The sequence below is a fragment of the Nocardia sp. NPDC047654 genome (genome assembly GCF_043205035.1).
Lineage (GTDB): Bacteria > Actinomycetota > Actinomycetes > Mycobacteriales > Mycobacteriaceae > Nocardia.
Window position 1 is genome coordinate 144,747 of sequence record NZ_JBIDDF010000014.1, and the last position, 21,634, is coordinate 166,380.

The following is a 21,634-nucleotide window of genomic DNA, read 5'->3' on the forward strand; positions in this document are numbered from 1 at the left end:
CGAGGCCTACCCGCGCCCGCGGGCAGTGGGACCCTCGGTGTGAAAACAAACATTCCGGAACGTTTTCCGATTCCGTCCCGAACCGGAAAATCCCCCGGCCAGCGCTACCTGACCAGGGGATTCGCTACTCGAAACAGATCGTGCACCGCACGCTCACAGCGGCGGGAAACCCGCCGATCCGGTGGCCATCCAATTCCAGAACATCGCCGCGCGATTGGCGAGCAATGCCACGATGTCGAGCACAACGCTTCCCATGAATCTTCCTCACAAATCGAACGATCTCGTGCGGCACCCAGGGTAACGGACCGATAAACGGGAGTCGAAACTCCGACCGCCGCGAAAGCGCGAATCCCCCGGCCGCCTGGGCCGGGGGATTCGCGATTCGCGACAGGTGGGACTAGACGCAGGCCAGCGCCTTGGCCTCACGGCGACGGCGATGCAGGATCGGCTCGGTGTACCCGTTGGGCTGCTTGGCGCCCTCCAGGATCAGCTCCTTGGCCGCCTGGAACGCGATGCTGCCCGCGAAGTCCGGCGCCATCGCCCGGTAGTTCGCGTCGCCGGCGTTCTGCCGGTCCACGACCGGGGCCATCCGCTCCAGGCTGGCCACGACCTCGTCGGCGGTGACGATGCCGTGGCGCAGCCAGTTGGCCATCAACTGGCTGGAGATGCGCAGGGTCGCACGGTCTTCCATGAGCGCGACGTCCTTGATGTCGGGCACCTTGGAGCAACCGACGCCCTGGTCGATCCAGCGCACCACGTAACCGAGGATGGACTGGGAGTTGTTGTCCAGCTCTTGACGCTTCTCCTCGTCGGTCCAGTTCGGCGCGGCGGCCAGCGGAATCTCCAGGATCTCGTCGACGGTGGCACGGCGACCGCCCTTCGCGATCTCCTGCTGCCGCTTGAACACGTCGACCAAGTGGTAGTGCGTCGCGTGCAGGGTGGCGGCGGTCGGCGAGGGAACCCACGCGGTGTTGGCGCCCGCGCGCGGGTGGCCGATCTTCTGGGTGAGCATGTCGGCCATCAGGTCCGGCATGGCCCACATGCCCTTGCCGATCTGCGCCTTGCCGGGCAGGCCCGCCGCGAGACCGGTGTCGACGTTCCAGTCCTCATAGGACAGGATCCACTGCTGGGACTTCATGTCGGCCTTGCGAACCATCGGCCCGGCCTCCATGGAGGTGTGGATCTCGTCGCCGGTGCGGTCCAGGAAGCCGGTGTTGATGAACACCACCCGCTCGGCGGCGGCCTGGATGCAGGCCTTCAGGTTCACCGTGGTCCGGCGCTCCTCGTCCATGATGCCGACCTTGAGCGTGTTGCGCGCCAGCCCGAGCACGTCCTCGATCCGGCCGAACAGCTCGTTGGTGAACGCGACCTCGTCCGGGCCGTGCATCTTCGGCTTCACGATGTAGACCGAGCCGGTGCGGCTGTTCTTCAGCTTCGCGTCGTCGGCCAGGCTGTGCTTGGCGATCAGCGAGGTGATCAGCCCGTCCATGATGCCCTCGGGCACCTCGTTGCCTTCGGCGTCCAAGATCGCGTCGGAGGTCATCAGGTGACCGACGTTACGCACGAACAGCAGTGAACGGCCGTGCAGCACCAGTTCGCCGCCGGCCGTCGCGGTGTACACGCGATCGGGGTTCATGGTGCGGGTGAAGGTCTTCTCGCCCTTGCTGACCTTCTCCGCGAGGTCGCCCTTCATCAGGCCGAGCCAGTTGTGGTAGCACAGCACCTTGTCCTCGGCGTCCACCGCGGCGACCGAGTCCTCGAAGTCCATGATCGTGGTGACCGCGGACTCCAGCACGACATCCTTGACGCCCGCGGTGTCGGTGCTGCCGATCGGCGACTGCGGGTCGATCTGGATCTCGATGTGCAAACCGTTGTGCTTCAGCAACACCGAACTCGGCGATTCCGGGTCACCCAGGTAACCGACCAGCTGCGAGGCGTCGGCCAGGCCGATGCTGGTGCCGTCCTCCAGGCCGACCTCCAGTTCGCCGTCCACGATCTTGTAGGACGTCGAGCCGATGTGCGAGCCGGTGATGAGGGTGACCGAGTCGTCGAGAAAATTACGCGCCCACTCGATGACCTTGTCGCCGCGCACCTTGTTGTAGCCGGTGCCCTTCTCCGCGCCGTTGGCCTCGGAGATGGCGTCGGTGCCGTAGAGCGCGTCGTACAGCGAGCCCCAGCGGGCGTTGGCGGCGTTGATCGCGAAGCGAGCGTTCATCACCGGCACCACGAGCTGCGGGCCCGCGGTGACGGCGATCTCGTCGTCCACGTTCTGCGTGCTGATCCGGAAATCGGCGGGCTCGGGGCGCAGGTAGCCGATCTCGGTCAGGAAGTTCTTGTAGGCGGCCTTGTCGTAGTTCACGCCGGGGTGCTCGGCGTGCCACGCGTCGACCTTGCCCTGGATCTCGTCGCGTTCGGCCAGCAGAGCGCGGTTGCGCGGAGCGAGATCGTTGATGACCTGCTCGGCGCCGGCCCAGAACGCGGCGGAATCCACGCCGGAACCGGGGAGCGCCTCGTTCTCGACGAACTCGTGGAGAACGCGTGCCACCTGGAGCCCGCCGACCTGAATCCGCTCTGTCATCTACTGCCTCACTTCCGAGAAAGCCGAGTGGGAAAACAGTGCCATGTTACCCGTGGGTAGTGGTGTCGCCGCGCGCCGGGTCGCTGTGGGCACTGTGCCCGAATGCATCCGCCACGCCGAATGAGCTGGTCTTCCACCCGGCGGGTCGTCGAGCCGTCGACGGTCGGCCGGACAGCCCCTTGATCGTAACCCGCGGCCGATTTAATGTACTGATCGGAACATTTCATGACAGGCAGGAGTTCGAGTGCCACTCACCGACAAGGTCGCCGTCGTCACCGGGGGTAGTCGAGGCCTGGGTAAACAGATGGTGCTGGCGTTCGCCGAGGCCGGCGCCGACGTGGTGATCGCGAGCCGCAAGCTGGACGGGTGCGCCGCGCTCGCCCAGGAGGTGACGCGGCGGTTCGGGCGTCGAGCCCTGCCGGTGGCCTGCAACGTCAGCGACTGGTCGCAGTGCGATGCCCTGGTGGAGACCGTCTACGGCGCGTTCGGCCGGGTGGACGTGCTGGTCAACAACGCGGGACTCTCGCCGCTGTACCCGAGCTTGGACCAGGTCACCGAGGAGTTGTTCGACAAGGTCATCGGGGTGAACCTCAAAGGTCCGTTCCGACTGTCGGCCCTGATCGGCAGCCGCATGGCGGCCGACGGCGGCGGCTCGATCATCAACGTCTCCTCGATCGAGGCGACCAGGCCGGAGCCCTTCGCGGTCCCGTACTCGGCGGCCAAGGCGGGACTCAACGCCCTGACCGGCGGGCTGGCCCAGACGTTCGCGCCGAACGTGCGGGTCAACACCATCCAGTGCGGCCCCTTCGACACCGACATCGCCACGGCGTGGCCCGATGAGCTGCGCGCGGAACTCACCGAACACAACGCGCTGCGCAGAGTCGGCAAGCCGGAGGAGATCGTGGGGGCGGCGCTGTTCTTCGCCACCGGAGCCTCGGCGTTCTGCACCGGCGCCACTCTCGCGATCGACGGAGGCTGGCGATGAAGGCATTGGCTTACGAAGGCCCGCAGCAGATCTCGTATCAGGATCGGCCCGACCCGGTCCTGCCGGGACCGGACGGCGCGATCGTCCGGGTCACCGCGGCGGGCATCTGCGGCAGTGATCTGCACATCTACGCCGGACACGGATTCGTCGCGGGCTCCGGTTACGGCGTCGGACACGAAGCGGTCGGTGAGATCGTGGAACTGGGGCCGCACGCCCGGGGGTTCGCCGTCGGCGACCGCGTGCTGGTCGCCGCCTCGGCGGGCTGCGACAGCTGCGCGCAGTGCCGCGCCGGGGTCGTCACCGCGTGCGAGCGCCACCCGCTCCCGGTCGACGCCTGCTATGGGCTCGGCGGCTCGCTGGCGGGATGTCAGGCCCAGTTGCTCGCCGTACCGCACGCCGGGGGCAATCTGGCGAAGCTGCCCGACGAGGTGAGCGACACCGCCGCCGTTGTGCTCACCGACAACGCCCCTACCGCGTGGTACGGAGCCCGGCGCGCCCGGATCGCCCCGGGCGACACCGTGGTGGTGATCGGGCTCGGTCCGGTCGGTCTCATGGCGGTGCAGTCCGCCTTCGCGATGGGTGCGGCCCGGGTGCTCGGCGTCGACCTGCTCGCCGAACGCCGCGAGCGCGCCGCCGAGTTGGGCGCCGAGCCGGTCGAATCGGACGATCCGAAGCAGGCCATCCGCGAAACACTGCGCGGCGGAGCGGATGTCGCGATCGAGGCGGTCGGCGCCGACGAAACCGTCAAGCTGGCGATCAGCGCCGTCGGGCACGGTGGCCGGGTCAGCGTGATCGGCGTGAGCCACAACCGCGCCTTCCCGTTCCACTTGATGGCAGCCCAGGTGAAGGACCTCGAATTCCACATCGGGCTGTGCGCGATCCAGTACGAACTGCCCGCGCTGCTGAGACTCACCGCGGGCGGCAGGCTGCGGCCCGAGGCCGTGGTCACCCACCACCTGCCCATGTCCGAGGGGCCCGACGCCTACCGGATGTTCGCCGAGCGGGCCGACGGGGTGGGCAAGATCGTTCTGGACCCGTCGAGATGACCGCCCCTTCGCGCAGGCGCGGCCGCCCGCCCGCCGCCGAATCGACGGCGAGCGACACCAGGGCGCGGATCGTGCGTGCGGCGATCGACCTGTTCGCCGAGCAGGGCTTCCACGGCACCGGCGTGGCCGAGATCGGTGAGCGGGCCGACGTGCAGCGCGGCGCGCTGTACTACCACATCGGTTCCAAGGAGGAACTGCTCTGGCAGATTCTGCGCGACTACATCCAGCTGATGCTGGTCGAGGCAGAGCAGATCTCCGACGGACCCGACGATCCGGTCACCAAGTTGCGCAGGATGATTCACAGTCACGTGCGGCTGATCGTTCGCCATCAGCGCGAGGTGGCCATCCAGCTGCGTGACGTCGGCGCGCTCACGGGCGAGCGCGCCGCGCAGCTACAGGAGCTGCGCGACCGGGTGCAGCACTGCTGGCAACGCGTCATCGACGCCGGTCACGCGGAAGGGCTGTTGCGCACCGGCGACCACGTGGTCACCAACAGCGTGCTCGGCATGCTGAACATGGTCTCGTTCTGGTATCGCCCGCACGGCGACCGCTCCCCCGGTGAGATCGCCGACATCCTCGCGACCACTTTGCTCGACGGCGTGGTGACCGGCACCGCGCCAGACACGAAAGGCTGACCATGGCTTGGGATTTCGAGACCGACCCGGAGTACCAGCGGAAGCTGGACTGGGCGGCGGAGTTCGTCCGCACCGAGGTGGAGCCGCTGGACCTGCTCTACCCCAACCCGTACGACCGCACCGACCGTGAGGCCATGGCGCTGATGCGGCCGCTGAAGGAGCAGGTCAAGGAGCAGGGCCTGTGGGCATGCCACCTCGGGCCGGAACTGGGCGGCCCCGGTTTCGGGCAGATGAAGCTCGCCCTGCTCAACGAGGTGCTCGGCACGTCGGTGTGGGCGCCGTCGGTATTCGGCTGCCAGGCACCGGATTCCGGCAATGCGGAGATCCTCGCCCACTACGGCACGCCGGAGCAGAAGAAGACCTATCTCGAGCCGCTGCTGGCCGGGGAGATCGGCTCGTGCTACGTGATGACCGAGCCGACCGGCGGCTCGGACCCGACGCTGTTCCGCACCCGCGCGGTGCGCGACGGCGACCACTGGGTGATCAACGGCGAGAAGTGGTTCAACTCCAACGCGCAGTTCGCCGCCTTCCACATCGTCATGGTTGTGACCGATCCGGAGGTGAGCCCGTACCGGGGCATGTCGATGTTCATCGTGCCCGCCGACGCCCCGGGATTGGAGATCGTGAAGAACTATCACGTCGCCGGATTCAGCGAGCACGAAGGCCATCTGCGGTTCACCGACGTCCGTGTGCCCGCCGACCACCTGCTCGGGGCGGAGGGCCAGGGCTTCGTCGTCGCACAGACGCGACTGGGCGGCGGGCGCGTGCATCACGCGATGCGCACGGTCGCCATGGTCCGCAAGGCGTTCGACATGATGGCCGAGCGAGCGGTGTCGCGTCCGATGCGCGGCGGCCCGCTGGCCGGATTGCAGATGACCCAGGAACGCATCGCCGACAGCTGGATCGAGATGGAGCAGTTCCGGCTGCTGGTGCTGCGCACGGCGTGGCGCATCGACAAGGAGCAGGACTACAGGAAGGTCCGCAAGGACATCGCCGCGATCAAGGTCGCCATGCCCAAGGTGATGCACGACATCGCCCAGCGCGCGCTGCACCTGCACGGCGCGCTCGGCGTCAGCCAGGACCTGCCGTTCATCGACATGCTCGGCTACGCCGAGGTGATGGCCCTCGCCGACGGACCCACCGAAGTACACAAGATCACCCTCGCGAAGGAGGTCCTGAAGGACTACGCCCCTGCGGACCCGGTGTACCCGAGCGGATACCGGCCCGCGCTGCGGGAAAAGGCGCGCGAACTGGTCGCCCAGCGTCTCGAGCACATCGTCGGGAACCTCTGAACAAGGTGCGCCGGCCGGTGTCCGAGTTCAGGACGCGCGCTGGGCGGCCGCGTCCCCATGCGAGGTGTCCGCGTACCCGGCCACGGGACTGAGCCGCAGGACCGACGGCATCCGGCGAGTGAGCGCGGGCGGGCCGGTGAACGCCACCCGGCCCGCCCGCAGCGCGTGCGCCAGCGGCAGCCGCCCCAGCCACACCTGGTACAGCGAGGCGACGTCGGAGCTGATCGCGACGTCCACGGGATAGCCGGGATCGGACTCGCACACCGAAGGCACGCCCGCCTCGAGCACGATCCAGAAGCGGCGCAGGTCGTCGGTGAAGCGCACCAGCAGCACGTGGCGGCGGCCCGGGAACGACGAGGTGTCCACGCGCGTGTGCATCCACCACACCAGCAGGGCGGGATCGCGCTCGTCGTCGCGTGGCGTACCGAAGGTCCAGCGTGCGCCCCATTCGCCGAGGCCGAACAGGATCGGCTCCAACTCCCGCCCCGCGTCGGTGAGCAGGTACTCCCCGACCAGTCGTTCCACCAGCCCCGCCCGCTGGAATTGCCGCAGACGTTTGGCGAGCAGGCTGCGCGACAGCCCGGGCAAGCCGCGCGCGAGGTCGTTGAACCGGGTGGTGCCCAGCAGCAGGTCGCGCAAGATCAGCAGCGACCAGCGCTCGCCCACCAGGTCGAGCGCCCGGGAGATCGGGCAGTACTGGCCGTAACTCGGCGTGGAAGTCGTCATGGCACACCTCGGCAACGGGGTCTATTTTCAGGACCGGCGTGGTCCACTTTCTGCACTATCCGGTTATCGCGGCCGTTCTTAGTTTCGAAACATGACCACTACAGCCTCTGCCATCACCGAAACCGTCACCACGGACTGGATCGCCCGCGCACGCCGCGTCGGCGAGACCCTGCGTCCCGGGGTCGCCGCCAGGGACCACTCCGGCGAACTCTCCCTCGCCGCGTTCGACCTGCTGCGCGACAGCGGGCTGTCGGCGGCTCTCGTTCCCGCCGAGTTCGGCGGCGGCGGGGTCACCCACCGCGAGATGGGCGCGATCCTGCGCGAACTGGGCCGCCACGACCCCTCCACGGCGGTCGCCTTCGCGATGCACACCCACCTGGTCGCCGCCCAGGTGTGGCGGCACAACCACGGCATCGACGCCGCGCCGCTGTTCGCCAAGGTGGTCGCGGGCGCGATCCTGGTCAGCACCGGCGCCTCCGACTGGGTCGGCTCCAACGGCAGTGCCGAGCGGGTCGAGGGCGGCTACCGGGTGCGTGCGCGCAAGGCGCCGGCCAGCGGATGCGAGGCGGGCACCGTCCTGGTGACCAGCGTGCGCTGGGACGCCGCGCCGGACGGCCCGCAGGTGCTGCACTGCGCCATCCCGTTCACCGCCGCCGGTGTGCGGGTCGAAAAGACCTGGGACACCATGGGTTTGCGCGCCAGCGGATCGCACACCGTCGTGCTCGACGACGTCTTCGTGCCCGACGCCGCGGTCTCACTGGCCCGCCCCGCCACCGTGTGGCCGCCGCTGCTGAACGTCGTGCTCGGCGCGGCGATGCCGCTGGTGATGGCGGCCTACCTGGGCATCGCCGACGGCGCGGTCGAGATCGCGACCGCACTGGCGGCGGGCCGCGCCGACGCGCCGACCGTCCAGCTGGCCGGTGAGCTGGCCACCGCGCACACCACCGCGGGCGACCTCGTCGACGCCATGTTCAACGCCTCGGAGAACCTGCGCTTCGCCAACACCGATCAGTATGCGAGCCGGACGCTCAGCCGTAAGACCGCCGCGGCGGACGCGCTCGTGCGCACCGTGCGCCTGGCGATCGAAACCGCCGGCGGAGCGGGCTATTCCCGCACCTGCGAACTCGAGATGCGCTATCGCGACGTGCACGGCTGCCTGTTCCACCCGTTGCCGCGAGCCAAGCAGACCCACTTCTCCGGTCGTGTTCTGCTCGGGCAGTCCCCGATCGGATGACGCCTGTCCATTCCGTCGACGCCGTCGCCACTCGCCTCCATAATCGATGATGGCGAGAACCCTCGCGCAGTGAACCGGCCTTCCGGCCACACGACGACGCTCCGAGGAGAAGCCATGGTGTCCGCACGCGGAATCGCACGATCGCCGATCACCTGGGCCGTCGCCGCGCTGCTGGTGGTGGGACTGGGCGCAGGGCTGGCCGTGTTCCAGCCGTGGCGGCTGTTCACCGACACCACCGTGCAGGAGGCGGCGCCGTCGGTCACCGCGGCGCCCGGTCCGGGCGGCACGCAAGCGCAGCCGCAGGCCATCGCCCGGGGCACGTTCGTCTCGCACGAGCACGCCACCTCGGGCGCCGTCGTGGTCTTGCGGCTGCCCGACGGCAGCAGGGTGCTACGAGTGGAGAACCTCGACACCTCCGACGGCCCCGACCTGCACGTCTGGCTCACCGACGCGCCGGTGCGTGAGGGCCGCGACGGATGGTTCGTCTTCGACGACGGCGTCCACACCGACCTGGGCAAGCTCAAGGGCAATCAGGGCAACCAGAACTACCCCGTCCCCGCCGATGCCGACCTGGCCCAGCTGACCAGCGTCGCGATCTGGTGCGACCGGTTCAACGTCTCCTTCGGCGCGGCCGAACTGCGACCGGCCTGAGCCCGGCCCCTGGGCCGCACCGCCGAAAAATGACCCGACAGCGGCGGGTGCGCTGTGCCACCATGTGTTTCGACACCGACCACCGCCTCGAGGTGGTCGCCGAGCAGTGGAGAGGAGGGGCGGCAGTGAATCCGGAAATGACGAAGCGAATGCGGACCAGGGCGGCGCGATCGGCGGCCGCGGGCGATGCGTTCGGCAGGCCGTTGCGCGCATCGCACGGCGAACCGGACGTCAGCCGCCTCCAGATCGTCGGCTGATCGCCGCATTCCTCTCCCCGCTTCATTTCGCACGAAACATGGTGATTCCCATGACGTTCCGCCGTGCCGCCGATCAGGCGGCGATAACCGCCGACAACTGGATACACACCGGGGTCCTCGTCCTGAACGCGTCCTACGAGGCGCTCGACGAGATCAAGGCCGACCGGGCCGTGGTGTTGCTGGTCGCCGGAGCCGCGGAATCGGTGGCCGAGCGCGAGCCGCACTTCCCTATCCGGTCGCGGCACGTGGAAATCGCTCTGCCGCAGACGATTCGGTTGCTGCGCTACGTCTACCTGGAACACACCGTGCCGGCGCACGACGAGAGCAGGGCCACGCCGGCCGGCGTGCTGCGCCGTGACCGGAACCGGTGCGGCTACTGCGCCGGGTGGGCACGCACCGTGGACCACATCCGGCCGCGGTCGCGGGGCGGGCCGAACACCTGGAGCAACCTCGTGGCCTGCTGCGCGCCGTGCAACACGGCCAAGGCCGACCGCACCCCGCAGGAGGCGGGCATGCGCCTGCTCTGGGAGCCGAAGGCCCCCACCCATCAGGTCAGGCAGCAGCGCCGGATCTGGAGACAACTCGCCGCGACCTGACCGCGACCCGAGAAAGGAGAAGAACGCGATGACGCGCACCGAGACCACCGCCGTCGGGGAGTTGACCCTGACCGACCTGCTCCCGCTCTCGGACTCCCGAGGGTGGCACCGGGCGGCCTGCCGCGGCGACCCGAACCACGAAGCCTGGTTCCCCTACCCGTCGCAAGACTTCGACTACGCGCGCGAAGTCTGCGCCCGCTGCCCGATCCGGGACGCGTGTGGCGAATTCGCCGCGCGCACCGGGCAGTCCGGCGTCTGGGGCGGGCACGAGTTCGACCGCGGACGCGTGATCCGCCACTGAGGTCGCGCCGTCGCGCCTTTCCGGTGCGACGGCGGACTGCCGTGCCCCTCGTGCCGGTCGGGAGAAGCCTCGCCGACTTCGTCCGACGCCGGTGACCATACACTGGGCGCCGTGGGCACTCATCGCAGCGGAACCAGGTCCCGAGGCATCAGCAAAGGTCCGGTTATCGCAGTGGTCGCCGTTGCGTTACTGGCCGCGATCGTCGTCGGCTGGTTCCAGTTGCGCGATCGCGCGGCGGATCAGGACAGCGCGGCGGCGGCCGAATGCGTGGAGGGCCCCGCGACGCTCTGGGTGACGGCCGATCCCAGCATCGCGGCGCAGGTGCGGGCCGCCGCGGACAGCTACAACGCCACCCAGCCGAAAGTACGCGACCACTGCGCGCGGGTCAGCGTGACCGCGCAGCCATCCGCCGCGATCGTCGCCGCGTTCACCAGCGGCAAGCCGTGGGACCAGGCGCTCGGCCCGCAACCGGCGCTGTGGATCGCCGATTCGACCCGCTCCATCGAATCCATGCGGGTCCCCGGCCTGATCGAGGGCGCACCGGTGCCCATCGCCGCCAGCCCGATCGTGCTCGCGGTACCTGAGGAGCTGCGTCGCGCACTGGAGCAGGCCGACGCGTCCTGGGCGGATCTGCCGCGGTTGCAGCAGGGATCGCTCGGGGAGATCGGACTGGACGGATGGGGCGGGCTGCGCATGGCGCTGCCCTCGGGTGACGCCACGCTGGCCGCGGCCACGGCGGTCGGGACCGCGGTCTCGGGAGCCGAGCCGCTCAGCGAACAGGCGGCGCAGTCCGGCCAGGTGGTCGCCGCGATCTCCGGGCTCGCCGCCGACGCGCCCGAAGCACCTGACGCCGCGGCGGTGCCCGCGCAACTCACCGGCCGGGAAGCGCCGCTGCACGCCATAGCGGCTACCGAACAGCAACTCAAGGGCGTGGCCGGTGTTGTCGCGTTCCATCCCGCCGGGTCGGCGCCGGTGGCCGATTACCCGGCCGCGCTGATGTCCGGCGCCTGGGTGGACAAGACGCAGAACCTCATCGCCGGACGGTTCACCGACTACTTGCGCAAGCCCGAGCAGGCGCAAGCCTTCGTCGCGGCGGGCTTCGGCAGTGCGCCGCCTGCCGCGGCCGCCGTCCCGCCGCGCGGCGCGCTCGACAAGGTGCGCGCCACGCTGGCGAATCCTGTCCTCGGCGTGCGCTCGACGGTTCTGGTCGACGTCTCCGCGTCGATGGGGACCGCCGAGGGCTCGACCACGCGATTGGCGAACGTCCTCGCCGCCCTGAACTCCACCATGACGGTCATGCCGCCCGACTTCGGCCTCGGTGTGTGGACCTTCGGCAAGAACCTCGACGGCAACACCCCGTACCGGGTGGCGGCCGCCACCGCGCCGCTGACCGCCGAGCAGCGTACGAAGATCACCACCGCGCTCGGTTCGGTGCGTCCGGATGAGAACCGGTCCGACCAGGCTTATCCGTCCCTGATCGCGGCGTACAAGAGCGCGGTCGCCGGCTACACGCCCGGCCGCACCAACTCGGTGCTGTTGATCACCGACGGACCCGACGACGATTCCACGGTCACCGGCACCCAACTGGCCGCCGATATCACCGCGTCCATCGACCGCGCCCGCCCCGTGCGCATCGACGTGATCGTGCTCGGCGGCAGCGGCACCCAGACACTCCAAGCCTTGGCGCAGCAAACCGGCGGCAGCTACACCCGGCCGTCCACCTCCGACGACATCGGCTTCGGCAACGCCGTCGTCCAAGCGCTTACCACGCCGTAGCCGCGCGCATCCGGCATCTCCTGCCTGAGTACCCGCAGGTCACGTCATTCGACGCTCTCGACAGCGCGTATCAGTAAGTCTAGACTTACGGTTCGTGGGCACTTACCGAGATGCAGCCCTCGACGCACTGGGTGATCCGACGAGGCGGGCGATCTTCGAACGCCTCGGCAAAGGGCCGTGCGCGGTAGGGCAGCTGGCTGCGGGCCTGCCGGTGAGCAGGCCCGCCGTGTCCCAGCACCTCAAGGTGCTGGAACAGGCCGGTTTGGTGACCCACGAGGCGGTCGGCACGCGCCGGGTCTACCGCTTGAACCCCACCGGTATCTACGCGCTGCGCGCGTACTTCACGCACTTCTGGACGACCGCGATGTCGGCTTTCCAGGACGAGGCGAACCGGCGGGCCGCCGAACAACGCGCAGGCAAGGAGGAGCAGTCATGACACCACAGGTCAACGGCAAGGACGTGCGAGTCGAACTCGTCGTCGACGCACCGATCGAGACCGCGTACGAGGTGTTCACCACTGGAATCGACCGCTGGTGGCCGCGTGCGCACCACATCGGCACCGGCCGGCTCGCCGAGGAGGTGATCGAGCCGCGCGTGGGCGGCCGCTGCCTCGGCCGCGAGGAGGACGGCACCGAATGCCCGTGGGGAACGGTACTGGTCTGGCAGCCGCCCAGCCATTTCGCGTTCTCCTGGCAGATCGGCCTGGACTGGAAGCAGGAGACCGATCCGGAACGCGCCAGCCGCGTCGACGTCACCTTTTCGGCCATCGCTCCCGATCGCACCACCGTCACGCTGGTGCACTCCGGTTTCGAGAGGCACGGACCGGGCTGGGAATCCATGCACGACGCTGTCGGCAGTGCGGGCGGATGGCCGGACCTGGCGAACAGTTACGCGAAAGCGGCCGCCGCGGCGTGACGGCGAGACGTGGCCGGGCCGGAGTTCAGCCCGCGTACGCCTCCAGCGGCGGGCAGGCGCACACGAGGTTGCGGTCGCCGTAGGCGCCGTCGATCCGGCGCACCGGCGGCCACACCTTCGCGCGGGCATGCCCGAGACCGCGCGGATACACGGCGACTTCCCGGCTGTAAGGGTGCTCCCAATCCCCCACCAGCGACGCCGCGGTGTGCGGCGCGCCGCGCAGCGGGTTGTCGGTCACCGGCCACACACCCGCGGCGACCTGATCGATCTCCGCGCGGATGGAAATCATCGCCTCGATGAAATCGTCCAGCTCGGCGAGATTTTCGCTCTCGGTAGGTTCCACCATCAACGTACCGGCCACCGGGAAGCTCATGGTCGGCGCGTGGAAACCGTAGTCGGCCAGGCGTTTCGCCACATCGTCGACGGTGACGCCGGTCTGTTTGGTGATCTCGCGCAGGTCCAGGATGCACTCGTGGGCCACCATGCCGTGCTCGCCGGTGTAGAGCACCGGGAAATACTCGTCGAGTCGCCGCGCGATGTAGTTGGCCGAGGCGATCGCCGTCAGCGAGGCGCGGCGCAGCCCGTCGGCGCCCATCATGCGAATGTAGGCCCAGGTGATCGGCAGGATGGAGGCCGAGCCGTACTTCGCCGCCGACACCGCGTGGGATCCCGTCTCCAGCGGATCGCCGGGGAGATACCGCGCCAGGTGCGCGCGCACCGCGACCGGGCCGACGCCGGGGCCACCGCCGCCGTGCGGGATGCAGAACGTCTTGTGCAGATTCAAGTGGCTCACATCGCCGCCGAACCGGCCCGGCCGGGCGAGACCGACCAGGGCGTTCAGGTTGGCGCCGTCCACATAGACCTGACCGCCCGCGTCGTGCACCAGCGCGCACAACTCGGCGACCTCGTGCTCGTAGACGCCGTGCGTGGACGGATAGGTGATCATGATGCAGGCCAGGCGATCGGCGTGATCGGCGATCTTGGCGCGCAGGTCGTCCAGGTCGACGTCGCCGTTGGCGCGGCACTTCACCACCTCCACGCGCAGTCCGGCCATCGCCGCCGAGGCCGCGTTGGTGCCGTGCGCGCTGGACGGGATGAGGCAGGTGTCGCGGTGGGTGTCACCGCGATCGAGATGGTAGCGGCGGATCGCCAGCAGCCCGGCGTACTCGCCCTGGCTGCCCGCGTTGGGCTGCAGGCTCACCGAGTCGTAGCCGGTGATGTCCGACAACCAGCGTTCCAGATCCGCGATCACCTGTAGCAGACCGGGCGCGTCCTCGACCGGCGCGTAGGGATGCACGCGCGCGAAACCCGGCCAGGTGATGGCCTCCATCTCCGCGGTGGCGTTCAGCTTCATCGTGCACGAGCCGAGCGGGATCATGCTGCGGTCCAACGCGATGTCCTTGTCGGACAGTGTGCGCAGATACCGCAGCATCGCCGTCTCGGTGTGGTACTTCGTGAACGCGGGGTGGGTGAGGAACTCCGAGGCGCGGTTCTCGATCGCCGCGACCGGCACGGCCGTCCCCGGCTCGGACGACACCGCGGTACCGAAGGATTCGAGCACGGCCGCGACATGCGCATCGGTGGTCGCCTCGTCGCAGGCGATGCCGACGTGGTCGACGTCGACCAAGCGCAGATTGATGCCGCGCGACTTCGCTTTCGCCACGACGGCTTCCGCACCACCGGGCACGTGCGCGAGCACCGTGTCGAAGAAACTGTCGTGCACGACCGCGCCGTCCAGCCCGGCCGCGATCACCGCGGCGTGCCCGTGCACCCGGCGCGCGATCGCCCGCAGCCCGTCGGCACCGTGGTAGGAGGCGTACATCGCGGCCACGATGGCCAGTAGCACCTGCGCGGTGCAGATGTTGGAGGTCGCCTTCTCCCGGCGGATGTGCTGCTCGCGGGTCTGCAAGGCGAGCCGGTAGGCGACCGCGCCGTCCGCGTCCACCGAGACGCCGACCAGGCGGCCGGGCAGCTGACGGGCCTGCGCCTGCCGCACCGCGAGGTATCCGGCGTGCGGACCACCGAAGCCGAGCGGGACGCCGAAGCGCTGGGTGGTGCCGAAGCACACGTCGGCGCCCTGCTCACCGGGCGGCGTGATCAGGGTCATGGCCAGCAGGTCGGCGCCGATCGCCACGAGCGCGCCGCGTTCGTGCGCCGCCGCGATCAGTCCGGTGCGGTCCACGACGCGACCGGATGCACCGGGCGACTGCGCCAGCACGCCGAAGAACTCACCTTCGGGCAGCTCGCCGGTGGACAGGTCGGCCTCCACGATCTCCAGGCCGAGCGGCTCGGCCCTGGTGTAGAGCACCGTCCTGGTCTGCGGGAACAGATCGATGTCGATCAACAGCCTGCCGGATTTCACCTTGCTCGCCCGGCGCAGCAACGTCATCGCCTCGGCGGCGGCGGTCGCCTCGTCCAGCATGGACGCGTTGGCGACGTCCATGCCGGTCAGCTCCGACACCATGGTCTGGAAGTTGAGCAGCGCCTCCAGCCTGCCCTGGCTGATCTCCGGCTGATAGGGCGTGTACGCGGTGTACCAGGCCGGATTCTCCAAAAGGTTGCGCACCAGCACCGGCGGGGTCAGCGTGTCGTAGTAGCCGAGCCCGATCATCGAGGTGGCCACGGTGTTCGATGCCGCGAGTCCGGCGAGTTCGGCGAGCACCTCGTGCTCGGAGGCCGCGGGGGGCATCCCGGCCAGTCCGTCGCCGTCCAGGATGCTCGCAGGGAGCGCCGCGGCAGCCAGTTCGTCCAGCGACGGCACGCCGACGACGTCCAGGATCGTGGCCAGTTCGTCCCCGTCGGGTCCGATATGGCGGTCGGCGAATGAGCGAGTCACAACAGCTCCCAAGGTCGGGCGGGGTCGACCACGCGGTCGACGGGTACCGGCCCTCCCCCTCTGTCGTGGCGCCTGAGAGATTCGGGTACTGCGACCGGTGGCCGAGACCCTTTCCCCATGGGCGGGCGGCTCGAAGCCACCGCTTTCCAGAGGCGCCGAAGCCCGCACGGTCCTTTTGCCTGAGAGATTGACGGGGAGGTGCTGCTCCTTCGGCGCTCGGACTCTTTTCGAGACCGAGACTCTCCCGCACGGCGGCGACGCACGGTCAGTTTATGCCGACGCCACGCCGGAGCGCGCCCCGGGACCCCGCGCGAACCGTGTCGTTCTGGTCACTCGAACGGGAGCGACCGTCAGACGGCCAGGCCCGCGCGCACCCTCACCGCGGCAAGCAGGATCGACTCGGCCTGGATACCCACCAGACGGTCCAGCGGCACTACGGCGCCCGGCGCGTTCTGCTCCACGTCGGCGCACCACTGCTGGAAGACCGCAGCGAACCGGTCGCGCTCGACGGCCAGCACCGGCGCGGCATCGCGGGCGTATTCCTCCTCCAGCAGACGCAGCAACATGCCGCCCAGCCGCAGACGCAGCATCGCGGTCCAGTCGTACCGCTCGATGAAGATCTCGCCCCTGGTCGCGATCCGGTTCCGTTCCGGCACAGCCTGTCTGCTCACGGCCAGCCCGGGCAATCCGGCGACCAGCGCACGCACCGACCGCTCGAACGGGCTGCGGCCGCTCAACCGGCCGTCGAGGCGGGCCAGCACCTCGGCGGCGACCTCGGCCATGGCCCGATAGTCGGCGGCGGTGGCATCGAGCAGGTCACCCAGCACGCGGTCGCCCGCCGAGCCGTCGCCGATGCGCGGGTCGACCCAGAGCGGCAATTCGCAGACCAGGATCGCGGTGCCGTAGCGCGCCGCGTAGTCCCGGCAGCCTCCCCCGCCCAGCGCGGCGACCGAGTCCAGGCCCTGTGCCGCGAGCAGATCGGCCATCGCCTCGAACGGCGGCAGTTCGAAGACGCCGGGCGCCAGCGTGCGCGCGCCCGGCGCGTCGGGCTCGCCCTGGTAGATCGGCACTTCGGCGGTGGCCAGCAGAGCGGTCAGCGCCGACCAGTACTCGGGGTCACCGCCGGAGGTGTAGAAGAATCCGCCGCCGAATTCCGCGTTGTGCAAAGAGGCGATCAGCGCGGGCCGGGTGCGGTCGATCAGCGACATCATCGCCTTCGTCTCCGGGAGCGGCACCCCGACGCGTCTGCCGCGCCACTCGGCCGGGAAGCACCATTCGGGTTGCTCGGCCGCGGGCGGCCGGTAGAAGCCGCGCGCGACGCCGGTCCTGGTGTGCGGCCCGGCGAACCACCCTTCGTTCAACCGCGTCCCGTCCGGGTCGACGCACAGCAGGAAGTGCCACGTGGCGCCGACGGTCACCGCCTCGTCCGCGGCCATCCGGCCGAGCAGGTGGCGAATCGTGGCCATGCCGATGGGCTCGTTCGGGTGCGGGTTGCCGAACACCAGGATGTGCTGCTCGCCCGATCCGACCGTCACCTCGCGAATCGGATCACCGCCGCGGGAGCGTCCTAGTTCGGTGATCGAGATCCGATCCGGGTGATCCGCGGCGAGCGCGTCGGCGAACTCATCGAGTTCATCGACGGTCGGAAACGCCTCCATCCGGCCGATCGGCCCGACGAGCCCGGTGATGTCCCGTGCACGCACGGCGCCCCCCTCTCGCTGCCGCCCGGCCCCTTCTCCCGCCGCCGACGGCGTGTCACCAACACGGCCGGGAGGCTGCACGCCTTACCCGGCCGTGAAAGCGTTGTTCCTGTGTTTCCGCGCTGACCTGGCGAATTCTAGCCCGTCTTGCGGTTCATCCGCGCCTTCCGACGGAATGACAGCTCGTCCTCCGGGCGCTCGGTGATCGCCGCCGCACGCTCCGCCGGGAAATTGGCGATGGCGCCGGTCAGCTCACGCATGGCGCCACTGACGGCGATCCCGAAGACCCCCTGCCCACCCTGCAGTAAATCCACCACCTCCTCGGCCGAGGTGCACTCGTAGACCGAGGTGCCGTCGGAGAAAAGGGTGATCCCCGCCAGGTCCTGCACGCCGCGGCTGCGCAGATGGTCGACGGCTATCCGGATGTTCTGCAGCGAGATGCCCGCGTCGAGCAGCCGCTTGACGATCTTCAGGACGAGGATGTCCTTGAACGAGTACAACCGCTGGCTCCCCGAGCCCGCCGCACTCCGGATGGACGGCACCACCAGACCGGTGCGCGCCCAGTAGTCGAGCTGCCGATAGGTGATTCCGGCCACCTGGCACGCACTGGGAACGCGATAGCCGACCAGATCGTCGGGTACCGAATCGTCGGGGAACAGGCCTGGCTGTACCACATCCTGCGATTGCTCTGCCACTGACCACTCCCTTGCTTCGCCGACGCATTCCCAGCCTCATCGATGACCCGGCTCCGTCACCGACCGAATCGGTGCGGATTCGGCCGAAACGGTCGTGGCCCAACTGTCGAGATTACTCCCCACGATTGTCCAGGGAGCGGCGTCATCGAGCCAAACGCGACGCGCGGAAAAAGTCTCGACCTCTACTTCAGCTATCGGTCGCCTTGAAGTCGTCGGGGGACACCGACTCGAGAAACTCCTTGAACTTCTCCACCTCGTCCTCGCGCTCGTCCGGCATCACCAGGCCGGCCTCCTCGAGAACCGACTCCTCGGCATGGATCGGGCAACCCACCCGCAAGGCGATCGCAACCGAATCCGACGGCCGCGCCGAAATCCGCAGATCGTTCTCGAAGACCAGGTCGGCGTAGAACGTGCCCTCCTGCAGATCCACGATGCGCACCTCCTTGAGGGTGTGCCCCAGCTCGGTGATCAGGATCTTGATCAGGTCGTGCGTCAGCGGGCGGATCGGAGTCACCCCCTCCTGCTCGAGCACGATCGCCGTCGCCTCGGCTTGCCCGATCCAGATCGGCAGATACCGATCGCCCGCCACTTCGCGGAGCAACAGCACGGGCTGGTTCTGTGGCTGCTCGACACGGATGCCGATCACGCGCATTTCGCTCATCGCACTGCCTCCCATACTCGCCGCCGGCCCGGCATGACCGCTGCAGAGCTCGCCGTACCACGAGTCTAGGCGAACCCGCACCGGTCCAGCGATCCGTCTGCACAGCCGAAATCACCGTGTTGGATCGCCGAAACCTACCGACCCGGGCACGCCCGGGGGTCAGCCCCCGAGCGAGCCCCGGACCGAGGACTTCACCAGACAGGTATGCAGGGTCAGCGACAGCGCGGCCAGTTCCCGCACCGTCTCTTCCGCACGGGCGCGTGCCCCAGCGTCGCGGCTCTTCGCGATAGGGGCGACGATCTGTGCCACGAGCGCGGCCTCCCGGTCGGCGGCGAGCTTGAACGCACGCAGATGCCGTGCCTCCAAACCGAATTCGGCCATCGCGCGGGCCGTCTTGGCCAGCGTGACCGCGTCCGCGTCGAAGTACCCCGCCGGGCCGGGCGTGATCAGGTTGGCCCGGATGAGGTCGTTGAGGAACCGCTCCTCGATCCCGGCCTGGTCGAGCAGATCCGCCCGGGTGACCCGGATTTCGTGGTCGAACCGCAGATCATCCGGGGAGACCTCGCTCGGCACCACACCGAGCCGCCGAGGCGCGGCCACCGGGCGCACCTCACGTTCGGAACCCGGCGCGGCCTGGTCGGCGTCCGCCGCGGCGTGTGCGGGCTCCGACGCCCCGGTGCGGACGGAGTGCGCTCGGGCGCGGGCTTCCCGCACACCGAGCGTCGCCGCACCGCTGTCGATTGCCTCGAGCTGTTCCTTGATCACCTTCAACGGCAGGTACTGATCGCGTTGCGCGGTCAGCACGAACCGGAGCCGTTCCACATCCGCCACGGAGAACCTGCGGTAGCCCGAGGGCGTCCGCTCCGGCCGGATCAGGCCCTCCGCTTCCAGGAAGCGGATCTTGGAAATGGTGACATCGGGAAAGTCGGGACGCAGCAGGTCGAGCACGGAGCCGATCGACATTCCTCCGCGTGCCCACTGCGCCGCACCGGTCACAGCGCCGGGTCCTTCATGACTCCGAGCCTTTCATGAGTGCGCGACCCGGCGCCGACGCCGTCATAGACTCCCCGCGCCCGCCGACGAGTCCGACACCTGGGCGCGCGGTCCGGTGAGGAACACCAGCCGGAACTTGCCGATCTGCACCTCGTCACCGTTCTGCAGTTCCGAGGAGTCCACCGGCTCCCGGTTCACGTACGTGCCGTTGAGGCTGCCCACATCGACGACCTGGAACGAATCGTCGTCCTGACGGAACTCGGCGTGCCGACGGCTGACGGTGACGTCGTCGAGAAAGATGTCACTGTCGGGGTGGCGCCCCGCCGACGTGGTCGGCTGATCCAGCAGGAACCGCGAGCCCGCGTTCGGGCCGCGCTTGACGACCAGGAGGGCCGCGCCAACGGGCAGACCCTCGACCCCTTGGACCGGCTGCTCGCCGGTCGGCTCTCCGGAGCGCGACGCGTCGACCTCGTTCAGGAAATCCGCGCGGAAGACCGACGTCGTCTCGGCCGCGGTCTCCCCGTAACCCGGGTCTTTGTTCTCGCTCACCGTTTCTCTCCTCCTCGAACCTGATTATCCATGCAAGCAGGTGATACCTCTGGCATCACGACCTGCCGTCGAGTCCCTAGATTCCCGGCACAACCGCCGGGTGCATCTGTTGGCATTGACCGTACCCTGCCGGGCCGCACCCGTGCAGGTAGAACTGGGAAGGCTGCTTCAGCCCCCGATAACTCCTTGATAACCTGCGGCATCCAGCAGTTCACCGAGTGTCGCGTCGAGACTCGCCGCATCACCCACCTCCAACTCGAACAGCCATCCGTCACCGTAGGGATCGGTGTTCAACGTCTCCGGCTCCGAGTTCAGCATGTCGTTGACCGCAACCACTTTCGCGCTCAGCGGCGCGTAGATGTCGGACACGCTCTTGGTCGACTCGACCTCCGCGATGCTGTCCGCGGCCGCCACGTCGGCGTCCGTCTCGGGCAGCTGCACGAACACAACGTCACCGAGTTGAGACTGGGCGTAGTCGGTGATACCCACCCGCACCCGGGTCGGTGTGATCCGGCGTACCCACTCGTGCTCCTCGGTGTAGCGCAGATCGTCGGGGGTCTGGGTCACAGGCCGTCCTTTCGTTTGAACGTTGCACGCAAACTCTATCGGCTACGCCGCGCGGTGCCCCACAGCCGGTATCGCTCTTGCGACCGCGATGGCTCTACCGGTATAGAGCACGCCGGTCCAGACGTAGACCGCGGTGCCCCAGATCAGCAAGGCCGCGCCGAAGGCCCGCCCGAAACCGGCGGCGGCCCAGTCCATCTCCCCCGCCAGCAGCCAGGGCAGCGCGGACATCAGCGCGAAGGTGGCCGCCTTACCGAGGTAGATCACCTCCGGCGGGGGTAGTTCGCGGCGTTTGTACACCGAGAGCGTCGCGGTGAGCACGAGGTCGCGCCCGACCAGGATCGCGGCCACCCACCACGGCATCAGGCCGCGGATCACGAAGGCCGCCAGCGTGGTGACCAGATAGAGCCGGTCGACGAACGGATCCAGCAGCGCCCCCAGTCGTGAGGACTGATCGAGCAGCCGGGCGAGCTTGCCGTCCAGGAAGTCGGTGACGCCGCTGGCGATCAGGAGCGCGAACGCCCAGCCATCGGCCCGCTCGATCAGCAGCAACCACAGGAACAGCGGAACGCCGAGCAGGCGCAGCACGCTCAGCACGTTCGGCACGGTCAGGACGCGATCGGCGAAGACGCCCCGCACGCCGC

21 protein-coding genes and 1 riboswitch are annotated in these 21,634 nt (G+C 69.0%); of the genes, 11 read left to right on the forward strand and 10 right to left on the reverse strand.

Going from position 1 to position 21,634, the window contains the following annotated elements; all coding sequences use genetic code 11:
* Positions 1 to 397: 397 nt before the first annotated feature.
* Positions 398 to 2,578, reverse strand: a complete 2,181-nt coding sequence (locus ACGF7Y_RS28290) for a malate synthase G (RefSeq protein ID WP_393238788.1) — start codon at positions 2,576 to 2,578, stop codon at positions 398 to 400.
* A gap of 244 nt (positions 2,579 to 2,822) precedes the next feature.
* Here ACGF7Y_RS28290 and ACGF7Y_RS28295 point away from each other — a divergent pair, with 244 nt between their 5' ends.
* The 4 genes from ACGF7Y_RS28295 to ACGF7Y_RS28310 are packed head-to-tail and all read left to right on the forward strand — an operon-like array spanning position 2,823 to position 6,536.
* Complete coding sequence (locus ACGF7Y_RS28295; protein WP_393238791.1) at positions 2,823 to 3,563, forward strand: SDR family NAD(P)-dependent oxidoreductase; 741 nt, start codon at positions 2,823 to 2,825, stop codon at positions 3,561 to 3,563.
* The gene (locus tag ACGF7Y_RS28300) at positions 3,560 to 4,609 is read left to right on the forward strand and encodes a zinc-binding dehydrogenase (protein ID WP_393238794.1); all 1,050 of its coding nucleotides are present in this window, start codon (positions 3,560 to 3,562) and stop codon (positions 4,607 to 4,609) included. Before ACGF7Y_RS28295 ends, ACGF7Y_RS28300 begins: the two co-directional genes overlap by 4 nt.
* The gene (locus tag ACGF7Y_RS28305; protein WP_393238797.1) at positions 4,606 to 5,244 is read left to right on the forward strand and encodes a TetR/AcrR family transcriptional regulator; all 639 of its coding nucleotides are present in this window, start codon (positions 4,606 to 4,608) and stop codon (positions 5,242 to 5,244) included. Before ACGF7Y_RS28300 ends, ACGF7Y_RS28305 begins: the two co-directional genes overlap by 4 nt.
* Before the next feature lie 2 nt (positions 5,245 to 5,246).
* Complete coding sequence (locus ACGF7Y_RS28310; RefSeq protein WP_393238800.1) at positions 5,247 to 6,536, forward strand: acyl-CoA dehydrogenase family protein; 1,290 nt, start codon at positions 5,247 to 5,249, stop codon at positions 6,534 to 6,536.
* A gap of 27 nt (positions 6,537 to 6,563) precedes the next feature.
* Here the strand turns inward: ACGF7Y_RS28310 and ACGF7Y_RS28315 are convergent, their stop codons facing one another.
* On the reverse strand, positions 6,564 to 7,262 hold the full coding sequence (locus tag ACGF7Y_RS28315) for a winged helix-turn-helix transcriptional regulator (RefSeq protein ID WP_393238803.1): 699 nt from the start codon (positions 7,260 to 7,262) through the stop codon (positions 6,564 to 6,566).
* Between the two features lie 91 nt (positions 7,263 to 7,353).
* Here ACGF7Y_RS28315 and ACGF7Y_RS28320 point away from each other — a divergent pair, with 91 nt between their 5' ends.
* From ACGF7Y_RS28320 to ACGF7Y_RS28350, 7 genes are all read left to right on the forward strand, one after another.
* Positions 7,354 to 8,496, forward strand: coding sequence for an acyl-CoA dehydrogenase family protein (locus ACGF7Y_RS28320; RefSeq protein ID WP_393238806.1), 1,143 nt, complete (start codon positions 7,354 to 7,356; stop codon positions 8,494 to 8,496).
* A gap of 114 nt (positions 8,497 to 8,610) precedes the next feature.
* Positions 8,611 to 9,147 (forward strand): DM13 domain-containing protein, encoded by a 537-nt coding sequence (locus ACGF7Y_RS28325; RefSeq protein WP_393238809.1) that lies wholly within the window; start codon positions 8,611 to 8,613, stop codon positions 9,145 to 9,147.
* 307 nt (positions 9,148 to 9,454) lie between these two features.
* Positions 9,455 to 10,000 (forward strand): HNH endonuclease, encoded by a 546-nt coding sequence (locus ACGF7Y_RS28330; protein ID WP_393238812.1) that lies wholly within the window; start codon positions 9,455 to 9,457, stop codon positions 9,998 to 10,000.
* A 28-nt stretch (positions 10,001 to 10,028) separates the two neighbouring features.
* Entirely contained in the window at positions 10,029 to 10,301 is a 273-nt protein-coding gene (locus tag ACGF7Y_RS28335) for a WhiB family transcriptional regulator (RefSeq protein WP_393238815.1), read from the forward strand.
* Between the two features lie 111 nt (positions 10,302 to 10,412).
* A complete protein-coding gene (locus tag ACGF7Y_RS28340; RefSeq protein ID WP_393238817.1) occupies positions 10,413 to 12,077 on the forward strand; it encodes a VWA domain-containing protein in 1,665 nt (554 codons plus the stop codon).
* 94 nt (positions 12,078 to 12,171) lie between these two features.
* Complete coding sequence (locus ACGF7Y_RS28345; protein ID WP_393238819.1) at positions 12,172 to 12,513, forward strand: ArsR/SmtB family transcription factor; 342 nt, start codon at positions 12,172 to 12,174, stop codon at positions 12,511 to 12,513.
* Positions 12,510 to 12,992: an SRPBCC family protein gene (locus tag ACGF7Y_RS28350; protein ID WP_393238822.1), complete on the forward strand. Its 483-nt coding sequence runs from the start codon at positions 12,510 to 12,512 to the stop codon at positions 12,990 to 12,992. The genes ACGF7Y_RS28345 and ACGF7Y_RS28350 overlap by 4 nt, the downstream gene beginning before the upstream one ends.
* A 25-nt stretch (positions 12,993 to 13,017) precedes the next feature.
* On the opposite strand, the gene gcvP is transcribed toward ACGF7Y_RS28350, so the two are convergent.
* From gcvP to ACGF7Y_RS28390, 8 genes are all read right to left on the reverse strand, one after another.
* Positions 13,018 to 15,828, reverse strand: a complete 2,811-nt coding sequence (gene gcvP / locus ACGF7Y_RS28355; RefSeq protein ID WP_393238824.1) for an aminomethyl-transferring glycine dehydrogenase — start codon at positions 15,826 to 15,828, stop codon at positions 13,018 to 13,020.
* Positions 15,829 to 15,985: 157 nt separating this feature from the next.
* Positions 15,986 to 16,085, reverse strand: a riboswitch (glycine riboswitch).
* Between the two features lie 93 nt (positions 16,086 to 16,178).
* Positions 16,179 to 17,531: a M14 family zinc carboxypeptidase gene (locus tag ACGF7Y_RS28360; protein WP_393238827.1), complete on the reverse strand. Its 1,353-nt coding sequence runs from the start codon at positions 17,529 to 17,531 to the stop codon at positions 16,179 to 16,181.
* 134 nt (positions 17,532 to 17,665) lie between these two features.
* The gene (locus tag ACGF7Y_RS28365) at positions 17,666 to 18,223 is read right to left on the reverse strand and encodes a MerR family transcriptional regulator (protein ID WP_040866483.1); all 558 of its coding nucleotides are present in this window, start codon (positions 18,221 to 18,223) and stop codon (positions 17,666 to 17,668) included.
* Positions 18,224 to 18,410: 187 nt separating this feature from the next.
* Positions 18,411 to 18,884, reverse strand: coding sequence for a bifunctional nuclease family protein (locus ACGF7Y_RS28370; protein WP_040866482.1), 474 nt, complete (start codon positions 18,882 to 18,884; stop codon positions 18,411 to 18,413).
* A 159-nt stretch (positions 18,885 to 19,043) separates the two neighbouring features.
* Positions 19,044 to 19,847, reverse strand: coding sequence for a MerR family transcriptional regulator (locus tag ACGF7Y_RS28375; protein WP_393238915.1), 804 nt, complete (start codon positions 19,845 to 19,847; stop codon positions 19,044 to 19,046).
* A 93-nt stretch (positions 19,848 to 19,940) separates the two neighbouring features.
* Positions 19,941 to 20,426 carry an FHA domain-containing protein gene (locus tag ACGF7Y_RS28380; RefSeq protein ID WP_040866480.1) on the reverse strand — a complete coding sequence of 162 codons (486 nt, stop codon included), beginning with the start codon at positions 20,424 to 20,426 and terminating at the stop codon, positions 19,941 to 19,943.
* A 168-nt stretch (positions 20,427 to 20,594) separates the two neighbouring features.
* Positions 20,595 to 20,993 (reverse strand): glycine cleavage system protein GcvH, encoded by a 399-nt coding sequence (gene gcvH / locus ACGF7Y_RS28385; RefSeq protein WP_393238832.1) that lies wholly within the window; start codon positions 20,991 to 20,993, stop codon positions 20,595 to 20,597.
* A 42-nt stretch (positions 20,994 to 21,035) separates the two neighbouring features.
* Positions 21,036 to 21,629, reverse strand: coding sequence for a CDP-alcohol phosphatidyltransferase family protein (locus tag ACGF7Y_RS28390; RefSeq protein WP_393238918.1), 594 nt, complete (start codon positions 21,627 to 21,629; stop codon positions 21,036 to 21,038).
* Positions 21,630 to 21,634 lie beyond the last annotated feature (5 nt).